General features: G+C 41.2%; 15 protein-coding genes. 4 read left to right on the top strand and 11 right to left on the bottom strand.

Annotated features, from left to right (window positions below):
• Positions 1 to 39 precede the first annotated feature (39 nt).
• The 4 genes from MMY95_RS07215 to MMY95_RS07200 form a co-directional block, all read right to left on the bottom strand.
• The gene (locus tag MMY95_RS07215; protein ID WP_003643576.1) at positions 40 to 1,098 is read right to left on the bottom strand and encodes a zinc-binding dehydrogenase; all 1,059 of its coding nucleotides are present in this window, start codon (positions 1,096 to 1,098) and stop codon (positions 40 to 42) included.
• 80 nt (positions 1,099 to 1,178) lie between these two features.
• Positions 1,179 to 2,450, bottom strand: a complete 1,272-nt coding sequence (locus MMY95_RS07210; protein ID WP_003642908.1) for a PTS transporter subunit IIC — start codon at positions 2,448 to 2,450, stop codon at positions 1,179 to 1,181.
• Between the two features lie 34 nt (positions 2,451 to 2,484).
• Entirely contained in the window at positions 2,485 to 2,781 is a 297-nt protein-coding gene (locus tag MMY95_RS07205; protein WP_003642909.1) for a PTS sugar transporter subunit IIB, read from the bottom strand.
• Between the two features lie 34 nt (positions 2,782 to 2,815).
• Entirely contained in the window at positions 2,816 to 3,286 is a 471-nt protein-coding gene (locus tag MMY95_RS07200) for a PTS sugar transporter subunit IIA (RefSeq protein WP_003642910.1), read from the bottom strand.
• 326 nt (positions 3,287 to 3,612) lie between these two features.
• On the opposite strand from MMY95_RS07200, the gene MMY95_RS07195 reads away from it, so the two are divergent.
• From MMY95_RS07195 to MMY95_RS07185, 3 genes are all read left to right on the top strand, one after another.
• A complete protein-coding gene (locus MMY95_RS07195; RefSeq protein ID WP_003646205.1) occupies positions 3,613 to 4,380 on the top strand; it encodes a DeoR/GlpR family DNA-binding transcription regulator in 768 nt (255 codons plus the stop codon).
• 166 nt (positions 4,381 to 4,546) lie between these two features.
• On the top strand, positions 4,547 to 6,937 hold the full coding sequence (locus MMY95_RS07190) for a phosphoketolase family protein (protein WP_015379565.1): 2,391 nt from the start codon (positions 4,547 to 4,549) through the stop codon (positions 6,935 to 6,937).
• A gap of 157 nt (positions 6,938 to 7,094) precedes the next feature.
• Positions 7,095 to 7,916, top strand: coding sequence for a MurR/RpiR family transcriptional regulator (locus tag MMY95_RS07185; RefSeq protein ID WP_003646207.1), 822 nt, complete (start codon positions 7,095 to 7,097; stop codon positions 7,914 to 7,916).
• A gap of 48 nt (positions 7,917 to 7,964) precedes the next feature.
• On the opposite strand, the gene MMY95_RS07180 is transcribed toward MMY95_RS07185, so the two are convergent.
• The 7 genes from MMY95_RS07180 to MMY95_RS07150 form a co-directional block, all read right to left on the bottom strand.
• Positions 7,965 to 8,372, bottom strand: a complete 408-nt coding sequence (locus MMY95_RS07180) for a YueI family protein (protein WP_003646208.1) — start codon at positions 8,370 to 8,372, stop codon at positions 7,965 to 7,967.
• Between the two features lie 9 nt (positions 8,373 to 8,381).
• Complete coding sequence (locus tag MMY95_RS07175; RefSeq protein ID WP_257785065.1) at positions 8,382 to 9,194, bottom strand: alpha/beta hydrolase; 813 nt, start codon at positions 9,192 to 9,194, stop codon at positions 8,382 to 8,384.
• A gap of 36 nt (positions 9,195 to 9,230) precedes the next feature.
• Positions 9,231 to 10,067: an alpha/beta hydrolase gene (locus tag MMY95_RS07170; protein WP_053267452.1), complete on the bottom strand. Its 837-nt coding sequence runs from the start codon at positions 10,065 to 10,067 to the stop codon at positions 9,231 to 9,233.
• 177 nt (positions 10,068 to 10,244) lie between these two features.
• Positions 10,245 to 11,753 carry a sodium:solute symporter gene (locus MMY95_RS07165; protein ID WP_011102223.1) on the bottom strand — a complete coding sequence of 503 codons (1,509 nt, stop codon included), beginning with the start codon at positions 11,751 to 11,753 and terminating at the stop codon, positions 10,245 to 10,247.
• Positions 11,750 to 12,946, bottom strand: coding sequence for a cation:proton antiporter (locus tag MMY95_RS07160; RefSeq protein ID WP_003646212.1), 1,197 nt, complete (start codon positions 12,944 to 12,946; stop codon positions 11,750 to 11,752). Before MMY95_RS07160 ends, MMY95_RS07165 begins: the two co-directional genes overlap by 4 nt.
• A gap of 14 nt (positions 12,947 to 12,960) precedes the next feature.
• Positions 12,961 to 13,692, bottom strand: coding sequence for a sugar phosphate isomerase/epimerase (locus MMY95_RS07155; RefSeq protein WP_011102224.1), 732 nt, complete (start codon positions 13,690 to 13,692; stop codon positions 12,961 to 12,963).
• A gap of 205 nt (positions 13,693 to 13,897) precedes the next feature.
• On the bottom strand, positions 13,898 to 14,761 hold the full coding sequence (locus MMY95_RS07150; protein ID WP_011102225.1) for an ROK family protein: 864 nt from the start codon (positions 14,759 to 14,761) through the stop codon (positions 13,898 to 13,900).
• Between the two features lie 272 nt (positions 14,762 to 15,033).
• On the opposite strand from MMY95_RS07150, the gene MMY95_RS07145 reads away from it, so the two are divergent.
• Positions 15,034 to 15,912, top strand: a complete 879-nt coding sequence (locus MMY95_RS07145) for an N-acetylneuraminate lyase (protein ID WP_003646215.1) — start codon at positions 15,034 to 15,036, stop codon at positions 15,910 to 15,912.
• Positions 15,913 to 15,977: the final 65 nt, after the last annotated feature.

The raw sequence follows: 15,977 nt of genomic DNA, 5'->3' as shown, positions 1-15,977 counted from the left end.
GTTATAATTTTAATATTCTGTCATTCAACTACAATTAGTTTAGTCTGCTAAATCTGGATCATCAGGATTAGAGGCAATCATAACTTTGAGCTCTTTACCGGCCATCATTGCATCAAAAGCGTCACGCCAGTGTTCAAGATCAAAGACCTTCGTAATCATTGCATCTTGGTTAATAGCACCCTTGCTTTCAAGATGTAAAGCAATCGCCCAATCATACGGGTTTTGTGACCGTGAGCCACGATACGTAATTTCATGCTGAATAATTGAACGTTCATCTAATTCATTCATCGGCTTTGCAAAAAGACCAACCTGTTGGAAAGTTCCACCCTTACGGATCAATGGTAATGCAGAGTTAACCGCTGGTGTTGCACCTGAACAGTCATAAACCTTGGTAACACCAACGCCATCTGTCGCATCCATCACGACCTTGGCCAAGTCTTCTTTTTGGGTATCTACAATAATGTCAGCACCTAACTCTTTAGCAATTTGTAAACGATCAGCATCCTTAGTGATCCCAGAAACAATAACAAAGGCACCAATTTCTTTGGCAATCTGCAATGAGAGTAGCCCCATTGGTCCTGGTCCCATAATTAATAAAGTGTCATGTAACGTGAATGGTGTCTTTTGATACATAGCATGAACACAAGATGCTAAAGGTTCCGACATTGCAGCCATCTTGTAGGAAACGTTATCTGGTAAAATGTGAGCACTTTCCTCACGAGTTAGAACATAATTTGCCATTGAACCATTAGCTTTAGTTCCGATTCCTACACGGTTAGGACATAAATTATATTCTTTATCTTGGCAGTAAACACATGTGCCATCCGTTGCAAAAGTCGTTTCACTAGTCACCCGATCGCCAGGCTTTAGCGTTTTAACATCTGGTCCCACTTCAACAACTTCACCTGAAAATTCATGGCCCAAAACAAGTGGTGTCACCGCATTGGCATACTGACCCTTAAATGTATGAATATCAGTACCGCAGATCCCAGTGTAGGCCACTTTTAATAAAACTTTGTCTCCTGTTACTTCAGGGATTGGAATTTGCTTCAGTTCCATATTGTCGTAACCAGATTCCGTCTTAACGACAGCCTCCATAGTTTTAGCGCCCTTTAATTCGTCAGTTTTAGTTGTTTTTACAGTATCCATAATCCATTTTCCTTTCTACGGATAATCCTTTAATTAAATAATGGTTGTACTAACTGTGATAGTTTCAAAATTAACCAGTTCAAGATGTTACCACCCGTATCCAAGTTAGTGACCTCTGATGCGCCCTTTGGAAAGGCAACAATACCGTGCATCATTGATGTCAACGTTGGCCCAAAGTCAGTTGCCATCAACAATGCAAATACCATTACGATAGTAGCAGAGAGTACAGAGTGGACGATATTTCCTTTACGACTAGGAACAATCAAGGCAGCAAAGAACGGAATTGTTGCTAAATCACCGAATGGCAATACCCGGTTACCAGGTAAAATAATGGCTAAGAATAACGTAATTGGTACCATTAATAGTCCAGTTGCCAAAGTAGCTGGTGACCCGGTTGAAAGAGCAGCATCCATTCCTAAGTAAATCTTCCGGTTCCCGTACTTCTCTTGAAGTAACTTTTGAGCACCTTCTTGAATTGGAATTAACCCTTCCATTAAGATCTTAACCATACGCGGCATTAAGAACATCACACCACCCATGGACATTCCAAGCTTCAAAATGTTCGGTACGCTGTAACCACCTAAGGCAGCTAGTAACATCCCAATGACAATCCCCATGACCATGGGTTCACCAAAGACCCCAAACCGTTTTTGAATTGTTTGTGGATCCACATCCCATTTTCTGATTCCAGGAATTTTGCTGACAACCCATCCAATTGGAATACCAAGTAGGCCATAAGCCGCAGCAGAACCAGTTGGAAAGCTAATGCCATCCAAGCCATAAAACTCAGCGACTTTTGGCGCAGTTTTATCAGCAATAATTAAGACAGCGATTTCATAGATAATCCCGCAAAGAATTGCAAACCACCAGTTTTTCGTCACCACATAAGCCGTAGCCGCGGCCGCAATCATATGCCAGTAATTCCAAATATCGATATCAAGTGTTTTAGTAAGATTTAACAAAATTAAGCCAACGTTAACGACTAAAATAATTGGAATCATGATAGCTGAGATCGGCTGTGCCCATGTCCCAGCAGAAACGGCAGGCCATCCAGCATCAATAATCGTTAAATGAAACCCAAACCGTTTAACCATCGCCTGCGCAGCAGGACCAACACTAGTTGTCAACAAATTGATGACTAGGTTAATCCCAATCATACCGATACCAACAGTAATCCCAGATGTGAGTGCCTTACCCGGTTTAACCCTAAAGATTAACCCAACAATAAAGATAATAATGGGAAGCATAACGCTGGGGCCGACATTAATGATGCTTTGTACAACATCAGATAATACTTTCATAATGCATCCTCCTGCTTAAAACCCTAGCTCTTAATTATTGTGCTTGAATTTCGCGTGCTTTAGTCAAGATTTCATCCTGCAATTTATCAACACCAAGACCAGTTAAAAAGCCCATTGCTTTAATCGCTGGAATCTTATATTCAGTTGGTAGTACAGTTGTTGAAATCAACATATCCGCGTCATCCTGCTTAGAAGCAGCTTCAGCAATCTTAATTTGAATCAAATTAGCGTCAATATTATTTTCGGCAAACAAATCTTCAACTTTTTTCATAACAACCGTTGAAGTGGCAATTCCGGCACCGCAAGCTACTAATACATTTAATTTTTTCATAATAATCTCTCCTCGTATTTCTTCTATTTATCTTTTATTTGCTTAACAACTGATGAATTTGGTTAAAGTTCTCGGCATTTTCCAATGAATTTACTAATGAATCATCTTGAATAATTCCCATTAATGCTTGCAGCATCTCTAACTGAGCATGTGGTTTATTCAGACCAAGCACAAAAACTAATTTTGCATCAACCTTTTGCTCTGGATCATCCATCCGACTAAAAGCAATTGGAGCATCATTAACAACCACGGCAACAAATTCTTTGTTGATTGTATCCGCGTCAGTATGTGGAATTGCAACACCTCGATGTTCCAGTTGCAAGCCAGTTGGAAAAGTTGATTCTCGCTTGATTATTTTCGGTAAAAATTGATCAGTTACAAACCCATTTTCCTGTGCCTTCGCGTTAATCGCTGTAAATAATTCCTTCGACGTTTTAAAAGAGGTGTGTAGAAAAATAAGTTGGTCTCTCAAATAATCACTTACTTCAACAAGGTTCTCACTCAAAATAAGACGCTCCCTTCGTATTTATATAAATGTAATCGCTTTCAACAGTTTAAATTGTATCATTTTGCAAATCTTTTGCAATACTTTTCTTTAAAAAAGTTTTTAACACCCGTTTGCAAAGAGTGCTTTGCAACGACATAAGCGTTCGCAAAAGCAAGTTAATTATCTCACAAAGTTCGACATAGCGCTCTATTAAGCGCTTACATGTAAAGGATTTAGATAGAGATTTCAATCACTTTACAAAATTAGATTGCAAACAATTGCCAAATATGTGCTATGATTACTACCGAAAAATAAATTTTATTTTTACAAGGAGGCCACCTCATATGGAAGTTATGCAGCGTCAAAAGTATATTTTAGATCAATTAAACCAACGTGGTACTATTAGAATCGCTGAAATTAGCAAGGAAATTAATGTTTCTCGTGAGACTATCCGTAAAGATATTTACAACCTTGATAAACAAGGACTAGTGCAGGCAATTCGCGGTGGTGCTACTACCCCGCAAAGTGTCAACGAGACAAAGTATGGTAAGCGTAGACACGAAGCAGTTGCTGAAAAAAATGAAATTGCCACCAATGCACTACGCTTAATTCATGATGGGGAGTCAATTTTTCTTGATTACGGTACAACTGCTTTTCAAATCGCCGAAGAAATTAAACATAGCCATCTAACCAATCTAACCGTTATCACTAACTCTACTTTCGTTCTCAACTCGCTACAGTTTGTTAAAAATATTCAAATTGTACTCTTGGGCGGAACAATGCGGACTAGTGAAGGTTCTTTGTCCGGGCCAATCACACTTGCCAATATCAATAATATCTATGCCGACATTGGTTTCTTTGGCTGTGGCGGCGTCAACCTTCAAGCAGGAATCACCAACCACTATATAGAAGAAGTGGAAGTTTCCAAAAAGATGATGTCTCATTGTCGAATGAAAGTTATCTTAGCTGATCACACTAAATTCGAAAAAAATGCACTTTACAAGACAGCCGACGTTAATGATGTGGATGTTATCATCACCGATGAACAATTGGACACTCAGATTGCCAAACAAATTCGCTTAGCCGACATCTCATTAATTAGTGGCAAATAAAAAAAGACGATTGGGGGAAAACCATGCCCCTAACCGTCTTTCTTACTTTTAAATGCCAGGTTCTTAAATTATTTTGCCAATTTCACCTTGACTTTATGATTGAAACCGTTATCATAATAACCGTAATGATAAATAAAACAAAAGTTTGCAAAGGAGTTGCAAAATAATGAGTGAAGCAATTAAATCCAAAACAGTTGATTATTCTTCTGATGACTATCTAAAACGCGTCGATGCCTATTGGCGCGCTGCTAACTACATCTCAGTTGGTCAACTCTATCTATTAAATAATCCGTTACTTCGGGAACCATTAAAGGCGACCGATGTAAAAGTCCATCCAATCGGTCATTGGGGCACAATTGCCGGCCAAAACTTTATTTATGCCCATTTGAACCGTGCTATTAACAAGTATGGGCTCAACATGTTCTACATCGAAGGTCCTGGTCATGGTGGCCAAGTAATGGTTTCTAACTCCTACTTAGATGGTACTTATACGGAAACGTATCCTAAAATCACCCAAGACAAGGCCGGAATGAAGCGCTTATTCAAGCAATTCTCATTCCCAGGTGGTGTTGCCTCCCACGCCGACCCTAAGACACCAGGCTCAATCCACGAAGGTGGCGAACTTGGCTACTCAATCTTGCATGGTGCTGGTGCGGTCTTAGATAACCCTGGTTTAATTGCTGCTACTGTTGTTGGTGATGGTGAATCTGAAACTGGCCCATTGGCAACTTCTTGGCAAGTTAACAAGTTCCTCAACCCAATTACAGACGGGACAGTCTTACCAATCTTGAACTTAAACGGCTTCAAGATTTCTAATCCAACAGTTCTTTCACGTGAATCACATGAAGAACTTGAAGACTACTTTAAAGGTCTAGGCTGGGATCCACACTTTGTTGAAGGTACAGACCCTGCCAAGATGCACAAAATCATGGCTGAAGAATTGGATAAAGTCATTGAAGAAATCCACGCAATTCGTAAGAACGCCAAGGATAACAATGATGAATCTCGTCCTAAGTGGCCAATGATTGTTTTCCGGGCACCTAAGGGCTGGACCGGTCCTAAGAGTTGGGACGGCGAACCAATTGAAGGTTCATTCCGGGCTCACCAAATTCCAATTCCTGTCGATCGCAATCACATGGAACACGCCGACAAATTAGTTGACTGGCTCAAATCATACAAACCAGAAGAATTATTTGATGAAAATGGTACTTTAAAACCAGAAATTGCCGCAATCATCCCTGAAGGCCAAGCTCGTATGGCTGCTAATCCCGTCACTAACGGCGGCAAGTTAACTAAAGACTTAATTACACCAAATATCGATGATTATGCTTTGGACAACAAGGATCACGGTAAGGAAGACGGTTCAGACATGACTGAACTTGGTAAGTATATCCGTGATTTAATCGAATTAAACAAAGATAACAAGAACTTCCGCGGTTGGGGTCCTGATGAAACTTTATCTAACAAATTAGGAGCTGCGTTTGAAGATACCAAGCGTCAATGGATGGAACCAATCCACGAACCTAACGATGCTTTGTTAGCACCTCAAGGCCGGATTATTGACTCCATGTTGTCAGAACATATGGATGAAGGCATGTTGGAAGCTTACAACTTAACTGGTCGTTACGGCTTCTTTGCAAGTTATGAATCATTCCTACGCGTTGTGGATTCAATGTTAACCCAACATTTCAAGTGGTTACGGAATTCTCACGAAGAAACACCTTGGCGGGTTGATGTCCCTTCATTAAACGTGATTGCATCATCAACTGCCTTCCAGCAAGATCACAATGGTTACTCTCACCAAGATCCAGGTATCATCTCACACTTGGCTGAAAAGAAGACCGAATATGTTCGGGCCTATCTCCCAGGTGACGCTAACACCTTGATTGCAACTTTTGATAAGGCGATCCAAAGTAAACAATTGATTAACTTGATCATCGCCAGCAAGCATCCCCGTCCACAATGGTTTACGATGGACGAAGCTAAGCATTTAGTTCGTGATGGCTTAGGTGTGGTTGATTGGGCAAGTACTGATAATGGTGAAGAACCCGACGTTGTCTTCGCAACTGCCGGCTCTGAACCAACGACTGAAAGTTTAGCGGCCGTATCAATCTTGCACGCTCGCTTCCCTGAAATGAAGATTCGCTTCATTAACGTTGTCGATCTTCTGAAGTTGAAGAAGGACGACCCACGGGGCTTATCAGATGCTGAATTTGATGCCTTCTTCACTAAAGACAAGCCAGTTATCTTTGCATACCATGCTTACGATGACTTAGTAAAGACCATCTTCTTCGACCGTCATAACCATAACTTACACGTTCATGGCTACCGCGAAGAAGGCGACATTACCACGCCATTCGACATGCGTGTTCGCAACGAACTCGATCGTTTCCACTTAGTTAAAGCTGCCTTATTAGCAACGCCAGCCTATGCCGAAAAAGGTGCCCATGTCATCCAAGAGATGAACAGCATCTTAAACAAGCATCATGACTATATCCGTGCTGAAGGTACTGATCTTCCAGAAGTTGAAAACTGGAAATGGACTGCATTGAAGTAGAACGATAACCATGTCTAAATCGTATTCATAAGAAATGAAAGAAGCTATACCAACAGTTGTGTTGGTATAGCTTCTTTCATTTCTGATCTATTTCTATTTGGCAAAAACTATGCTATTGTAGCGTTAACATAAGGAAACCATGATGGGAGCCAAATCTATGAGTATTGTAACTACTGTCGAGGAGTCGTATCCGACACTCTCACGACAAGAACGCAAAGTCGCCTTAAAGGTCATTCAAGAGCCGAAAGAAGTCCAAAAAATGACGATTTCTAGTCTGGCTAAGAACGTTCACGTTAGTAATGCGACCATTACCCGTTTTGTCAAAAAAATGGGCTGTGAAAACTTTTACGCCTTCAAAATTCAATTAGCCGAAGGGCCAGTTGTCCCTGCAACAACCACTGACAAAAAAGATACCGTTGCGGACCAGGTCTATAGTTACTACAAGAAAATACTGAGTGGAACGTGGGAACGATTATCCCCCGACGATCTCCATGCCGCCGTTAATTTAATCTCCAAGGCTCGCCGAGTCTATCTGTACGGTCTGGGTAGCTCGGGCTATACCGCACAAGAGATGACCCAGCGCTTAATTCGAATGGGGATTGCCGCTTTCTCGATGACCGACACCCATATCATGTACATCAGCGGTGGCATCATGCAACCTGGTGATATTATCTTGGCCATTTCTCTTACTGGTGCTACAGCAGAAGTCAACGACTCAGTTGCGTTAGCCAAAAAGAAGCAAGCCAAAGTTATTGCCATTACGTCTGATGAACGCAGTCGCTTAGCAGAACTAAGTGATCTTACGATTCTCGTAAAAAACAGCAAATTCGTCAACAACTCGCGCTTTGTTAACTCGCAATTTGCCATAACCTACGCTCTTGATATTATCGCCGCCATGCTATTAGAGAATGCGAAGTATCGTGATCGAATGAATCATACGATCGATTTAATTACAGATAATAAATTCGGTAAACGCTAAAAAACTACCATCAAGATTTCAGCTAATCTTGATGGTAGTTTTTCCGATTTATCTCTGAGCAATTTGTGGGTATCGCTGCAATATGTCAACTTCAGTTCGATTAAGTGCATGGTCAGCGCACAGGATAATCGCTGCACTATCTAGATTGTGATGATAAAAGTGACTATTTTTGACAGTAAACAAAATGCTATACTGATTCGCTAGCCGCATATAGCGCCCCATGATATCCATATCTAATTGACCGTTCAACAAAAGCTGATAGTCTCTTGGTTGCCGCAATACCGGCACTAGTACTGACGTAAAGTCATACCTCAGAGCCTGCTTAAATGAAATTTGAAGTTCAACTCGTTCGTAAAAGGTCCCTAAATAACGGTGTTGTTCATCTGGATGTAGATCCGGTACACCAAACATTCCATTTTGCAAACGAGTACCCAATACTTCCTCATTATCTTGCATTCGTCACTCCTATTTAAAGTCCACTTGCGTCAAATCTAACATTTCACTCAACCAACTTAGCACTAACGGAACCCAGTTCGCCGCACGTGGCTCAATATCTTCTGGGTAATTATATCGACTAGTTTCAACTGTACTCAAGCACAGACCGTGTTTTCCATGTGTAAATGTATGAATATCATACTCGACATGATGCCTAGCTAGTGCTTCTGCGTACAATAAACTATTCATTGTTGGCACTACCGCATCCGCACAAGTATTCCATAAAAACGTTGGCGGTGTCTGATCAGTAACTAGGTTCTGACTAGCCCAATATTGTTCATCTGGACTAATTTTAAAGGCCTCTTCTCGACTTTTCGGAAAACCTGCCGCCAAGTCGATAACCGGGTAACCTAAGACCTGCAAGCGTGACGTCAATGGGCTATCACCAAAGCCGTGAGTTTTGAGGTACTCGGTGTTATTCCCCATCGCGTTAGTTAATGCTGCGACGTGACTGCCCGCCGAGAAGCCCATCAAAATCGTCTTATTCGCATCACCATAATGTGGTGGTCCTTGAGTTTTAGCATACTTTAAGGCAGTCAAACCGACATCAATTGCGTTGGGATAAACTGGCCCGCGATCCAATAGATTGTATTCCACTACCATTGTCTGATAGCCCTGTGCACTAAAAGCCAAAGCAATCGGTTCTGCTTCACGCTCTGTCATTTGAATAAATCCACTGCCCGGAAAAATTAGAAGGATTGGCCATCTCCGAGGATCATAATCCATTTTAAGTTGGTCTTTCCAATAGCAGGTTAATTTAAATTCAAAATGTTGCGGCGTCATTAATCTCAATTGCTCATATTTCATTTTCACACCCCCCTAAATTTCAGTACTATTCCTGCTAGCATATAATGTACGTAACCAGCCCAATGCCATTGGAAACCAGTTTTGAACCCGTGGGACCACATCTTCAGGGTGATGATAGCGAGAATCAGCTAAATCACCAAATGCCAATCCGTGGACACCGGCTGCATAGATATGGCTCTCAAATGGAACATTATGCTCACCTAGCGCTGCTAAATAGACCAGACTATTCACAACTGGAACAAGCTCATCAGTCCGCGTTGCCCAAATGAAAGTCGGCGGTGTTTGACTCGTGACTAACTCTTGCGCATGCCAGTAAGATTCATCCGTAGTCACAGCCATCATCTCATGCTGACTAGTTGGAAAACCCATTGTCAGATCAATCACCGGATAGCTTAAAATTTGCGCAAATGGTACTAGCTTTGTCTCTTCAAAGCCATGATTATTTAAGAATTCTGATTGAGCGCCAAGCGCTGTCATCACGGCTACCAAATGTCCCCCCGCCGAAAAGCCACTGACAACAACATGATCAGAATCAGCATTCAACTCCTGCGCATGCCGTTTAACGTAGCTTAATGCCGCTAATCCAATCGTGGCAGCTGTTGGATAAAACGGGCCATCCGACGTAAGATTATACTTCACTACGGCCGCCTGGTAACCCTTTGCAATAAATTTAAGTGCTACAGCTTCAACTTCCCGCTCAGAGTAGCCCGCAAAGCCACCGCCAGGAAAAATCAACGCTAATGGCCACTGTCGATCATCCGGAAATAGCGTGAATTGATCATGTTGATAGATCCACATCGTAAATGGCTGTCCTTCGGGCGTTTTTAAAGCTAGTGTGCGTATCTCCATTTCCATAACCTCCTTAAAATCTGTGTCAATAACTTGCCTTGAAACAGATTGAGCACAAAATCTCGACTATCCTCATGTGAAGACAATCGAGATTTCAGATTTACGTCTACGTCTTGTCCTAAACATCATGGGTTAGACTAATAACCAAGCGATATTAATACAAGATCGTCGGACATTTTAATTCTTCTTCACGTATGTTTCATTAATTGTTGAAACAGTCAATCCAGTCACATCATGATTACCACCTGGGAAGAGCAGGCTAACAACGTAGCTCAAGACAAAAGCTGAAATGAAGGCAACGCAAGCAACCAATAATGAAGAGATGTTTAATGATTGTACCCAGAAGGACAAGCCGACACTTAACACTAGTCCGGTTAACACCCCAACCGTATTAGCACGCTTCGTAAAGATCCCAACAGCGAAGATTCCGGCAATTGGCACACCAAAGATACCAGTGACCGACAAGAATAAGTTCCAAATCTGTGAAGCGTTACCCATCAACAGATAAATCGCAACGGCTAATCCTAACACGCCTGCAATGATAATGATTCCCCGAGCCAAGGTAACATCATTACTATTTTTGAACTTATCGTTAAAGAAACGTTGTTTAAAGTCTGTAATTACACACGAGGAGATCGCGTTGAGACTAGAAGCAATCGTTGATTGCGCGGCCGCAAAGATTCCAGCAATCACTAATCCTGCAACCCCAGCTGGCATTTGGGTAATGACAAAATATGGTACCACCGCACTCGTATTGAATCCTGCTGGCAAGGCAGCTGTGTGTTGATAGAAACTGTAAAGAATCGTACCCATTCCAAAAAATAATGGAATGGTAATCAATGCTAACCAGCCATTAGTGTACATAGATTTATTAGTATCTTTAATCGTAGCTGTCGTCTGATAACGTTGTACAACATCTTGACTACCAGTATATTGATACAAACTATTAAAGATTTGACCAGCTAAGATCAACGGCACAAACTTAGATAGATCGCCAATATTAAAGTCGTTACCAGAGATAAACTTATGATTGGTAACGACATCGTTAACCACCGTACCGAAACCACCCTTGATATAAAAGATTCCTAAAACACAAATTAACAGAGCACTACCTAGAAGCAAGAATCCTTGAATAACATCGCTCCAAATAACTCCTTCAATCCCCCCTAAGAATGTATAGAGAATGCAAAGGCCACCGACAACACAGGCAATTAGAATTGGATTGATGTTTGAAACCGATGTAATAGCAATAATCGGTAAATAGATGACAATGGCCACCCGGCTGATATGATAAAGTACGAACAGCAAACTACTAATGGCCCGCATGACTGGGCTAAACCGTTCTTCCAAGTATTCATAAGCTGTCGTTACTTTCAATTTGCGGAAAAATGGAATGTAGAATTTAACTAAAATTGGAATAATAATTAGAATCGAAAAACTTCCGATAGCGTATGCCCAGTCACTCAAAAATGCTTGTTCTGGAGTTGACATAAAGGTAATTGCGCTTAAAGTAGTTGCGTAAATACTGAACCCCGCCGCCCAAGCAGGAATATGCCCTTCTGCTTTGAAAAATGAATCCGTGTTTTTACTAGCTTTTCTGGTAAAATAAGCTCCGACACCTAGCATTGCCAATAAGTATGCTCCTAAGACAACCCAATTCAGAACTCCAAATCCAACTTTACTCATGATTTCGCCTCGCTTGTTTTATTTAAACTAATATGTGATACAGCTCGTTTACCATGTTGAATAAATGTTTTAAGCATTGATGGCGCAATAAGTGTCGCCATAACAGTCACCACAATCATTGCCGTATAGTGATTATGATCGATTAAGCCCGCCGAGACAGCGACATTCGCGACAACCAGTGCCATCTCACCTCTTGAAACCATTCCGGCGCCCACAATATTGGCCTCATTCCAGGTCAATCCAAACAATTTACCGCCAATGGCACCACCAATTTGCTTGCCTAAAATCGCAAGCACTAGTAACAATCCGATAAAAACTAGATCGTTTTGCATTCCCTTAAAGGTAATTTCAAGACCAATGCTGACAAAGAATGCTGGAATAAAGACGGCATACCCAATTGGTTCAACCTTAGCAACAAGTTGCGCCTTAAAGCGTGTTTCTGAAATCGCTAACCCCGCAATATATGCACCCAAGACATCGCTCATTCCTAACTTAACGGCTAAGAACGAAAAACCAAAACAGAGCACCATCGCCGCTGTCGTAATATTCTCAGATGCATTAACCTTATTGAATCCTCTCAGAAAGAGTGGGACAAACCACTTAGCAAGTGCGATTACAACGACGAAGAACAGTACTTTCGGCAAAACCATTGCCACAAGCGATTGGTTGTGCGCACTAGCAGTGCCAAACAGGCTTGTACTGATTCCCAATAGCACCACACAGATAATGTCGTCCGCTACGGCTGCGCCTAGAATAATTGCACCTTCACGTGTATTTAAATAATCCATTTCTTTCAATACTTGAACGGTAATGCTTACAGAAGTTGCACTCAAAATAAGCCCGAGAAAAATTGAAGTCGTCAGTGAGAAATCGAACATTCCCACACAAAGTAGGACGGCCGATGCCGTTGGAAAGATGACGCCTAATGTCGCAACAGTTAAAGCTGGCTTCCAGTAGCGAAAAAGCAATTTCAAATCGCCCTCTAGACCAGCAATAAACATTAAAATAATGACCCCGATTTCGGCAAAGTACTGAATAAAAGTACTATACGTTAAGATGTGAAAGACTGCGGGTCCCGCTAAAATTCCGACTAATAGTTCCCCAATCACACTTGGCAAGTTAAAGGTAGCCGCAATATGCGCACCTAACTTTGTCAGTAATAAGATTAAAACTAATTGCAAAAGATAGTTCATATTATTGAACCTCGCTAACTTAATGCTTGTTTAACCAAATCAATCTGTCCCGATAAATCTGCAGCTGCAATATTATATTCCAGAAATACTGGGATTTCGGGTGACAACTGACCTAATAGACTGTGCCAATCCGTTGCCCCTTGTCCCAACATCACCGTTGTTTGATCCTTGATATCCTTCAAATGAAATACGGTGATTGCTGACTTCAATGCTGCAAAGGCTGGTTCAGGCTGTTGATCAATCCAATACCAGTTTCCGGAATCGAAAGTGTACCCTAATGTCAACTTTTGTGACTTAACCCAAGCAACATCTGACTCAAATGTCGCCAAATCACCATTCGCATTAGGTTGGTTCTCGATCGTAACTTGTATGGAGGTAGTTGCTAACAGCTGAGTTAGCGCTTCCAAGTCATGTGCTTGCAATGTTGGTTGCACACCAAAGCTATACTTCAATGATTTGATATGATATTTGGTTGCCAGTTCTAGATTTGTCACTAGACTTGCGTTATAGCCATCACTGCTAAACAGTTCCTCTGGAACCGAATAATAGAGATCCCAGTGTTGTTCCTCACAAAGCTGACTGATTGCTAACAGTTCCGCCGATCGCGTCTCGGGTTTGAAGAATTCACCGCGAACTTCAACTGCACTAACATCAAAACGAGTTACTAATGTTTTTAAGCACTCCAGTTGAGTGGCTCCTGCCTGAACTTGTGACTCATAAATTGCGGTGTTAATTCCGATCTTCATGATTTAGTCCACCCTTCACTGATTTCAAAATAAAAAACCGCTACTTAAAATCTTGCAAACATGCTTAGAAAACTGGGCTTTAACACTCAGTAGGCACTGCTTGCACTATTTTTTAGTAGCGGTTGAACTGTTCGAATGATTATTACGTTATCAACTTATCACATAATACGATAATTGTAAACGCTTTCTTTTTAATTAAAAATAATTATCGTATCAACAGCCCTGCCATCGCCCCATATAACTGGGCTTTATCGGCTAATTCAGCCGTGGTAATTTTTGTTTTAATTAAGTCTGGCGGTAATAACGGCTTCAACGCATTATTCAGTAAATCAACCAAATATTGCCCCTGTAATGATACTGCACCACCGATCAAGAGAATGTCGGGATCAAACAATAATAGGATTGATGCTAATCCCGTCGCAACTTCTGCTGCCCAATCATTAATGATGGCGACATATGGGACCGTACCACGCTTAGCTTCTTCAAACGCATCCTTAACACTCATCTGATATTTTGCTAATTGATACTCAAGCGTTAATGTTGATGCTCGCTGTTCATAATTTGTCTTGGTAAGGGGGTCATACAATGTATAGCCAATCGAATTGGCTGTCGCATGGGCACCCGTCATAAGCCGACCATCTTCGACATACGCACCGCCAATCCCCGTACCCAGTGCCACACAATATGCAGAAGTTGCGCCCTTGGCACCACCTGCTAATTGTTCGCCTAGCAAAGCCGCATCGACATCGTTAACAACAAATACCGGTAGACCAGTTTGCGCCATTAGAGCGGCTTTAATTGGTGTTCCCTGATAATCTGAGATCGTTGGCCCTGCGTATTGAATCGCACCATCTGCGCCCACAATTCCCGCTGTACTAACGCCAATCCCAGCTAACGAATACTCTGCTTGGTAGTCCCTGGTTACACGCTGTAGTTGCTTTAAGATCAGGCCATCATGATTATGCTCAGTCAGGCACTTGCCTTCATGACTTAGATGTAATGCTTCGTCAATGAGACCGTACTTAATGGTTGTTCCCCCGATATCAAATACTAAATATTGTGTTGTCATAATTATCATCCTTGCATTATTATTTGGTCGAATCGTTAAGATGAACGGCCTAACAATACCACAATAATTATTTTTTTATCAACTAAAAAAGAAATTTAATATCAGGAAAGCAACGATTGCGTAAGCGTTTTCTTTATATAATGATAATAATTACCAAAAAAACGTGTTGCAATAATTTTTATTAGAAGCTATAGTATTTCCTGTAAGCGGTTGAATTTTGAGATGATTATTACAAATCCATCAAAAAATAAATTTTAAGGAGTTTTATACTTATGAGTAAAAAACTATTATATGCAGCACAAATGACAGCCTTCGACAAAGACGGTAATATTAATTTAGATGGCATCCGTGCTCTCGTTCGCTACAACATTGACGTCAATAAGGTTGATGGCTTGTATGTTTGTGGTAGTACTGGTGAAGCCTTCATGCTGAATACTGACGAAAAGAAACAAGTCATGGAGACCGTCTATGATGAAGCAAACGGTGCGATTGACTTGGTTGCCCAAGTTGGCTCACTAAATCTAAAAGAAGCTAAGGAACTCGCTAAGTTTGCGACTGATCTTGGCTATCCGAAATTATCAGCCGTAACGCCTTTCTATTACAACTTTACTTTTGAACAAATCAAAGACTACTACAACGAAATCCTTAAAGATGTTGACAACAAATTATTAATCTATTCCATCCCTGCTTTAACTGGTGTTGCCTTAACAACCGATCAATTTGCGGAACTCTTTGAAAATCCAAAGATCATCGGAATCAAGTACACCAACGCAGACTTTTACTTACTTGAACGGGTACGCAATGCCTTTCCAGACAAACTCATCTTATCTGGATTTGACGAGATGCTTTTGCCTGCCCTTGCATTGAATGTCGACGGTTGCATCGGCTCAACGTATAACTTAAATGCACCACGTGTTCGTGAGGAAATGGACGCTTTTGAAGCTGGCGATATTGACAAAGCACGTCAACTGCAAAACATCAGTAACGATATGATTACTGATTTAATTGCCAACGACATTTATCCAACGCTTAAATTGGTCATGAAACATATGGGTGTTGATGCCGGTTACGTTAAGAAACCAATGAGCCATCCAACCCCTGAAATGGAAGCAGGAGCTACGGCAATTTACGAAAAATACTTCAAGAACTAATCTAATTTATACTAGGGACTGTCTGAAAACTAAAAATTCAGGTATAATCTGAGGAAAAACGAATC

The sequence above is a fragment of the Lactiplantibacillus sp. ME-2 genome (assembly GCF_022549155.1).
GTDB lineage: Bacteria > Bacillota > Bacilli > Lactobacillales > Lactobacillaceae > Lactiplantibacillus > Lactiplantibacillus plantarum.
The sequence above is the reverse complement of the archived record's forward strand: the minus strand, read 5'-3'. Positions and strand labels throughout refer to the sequence as shown.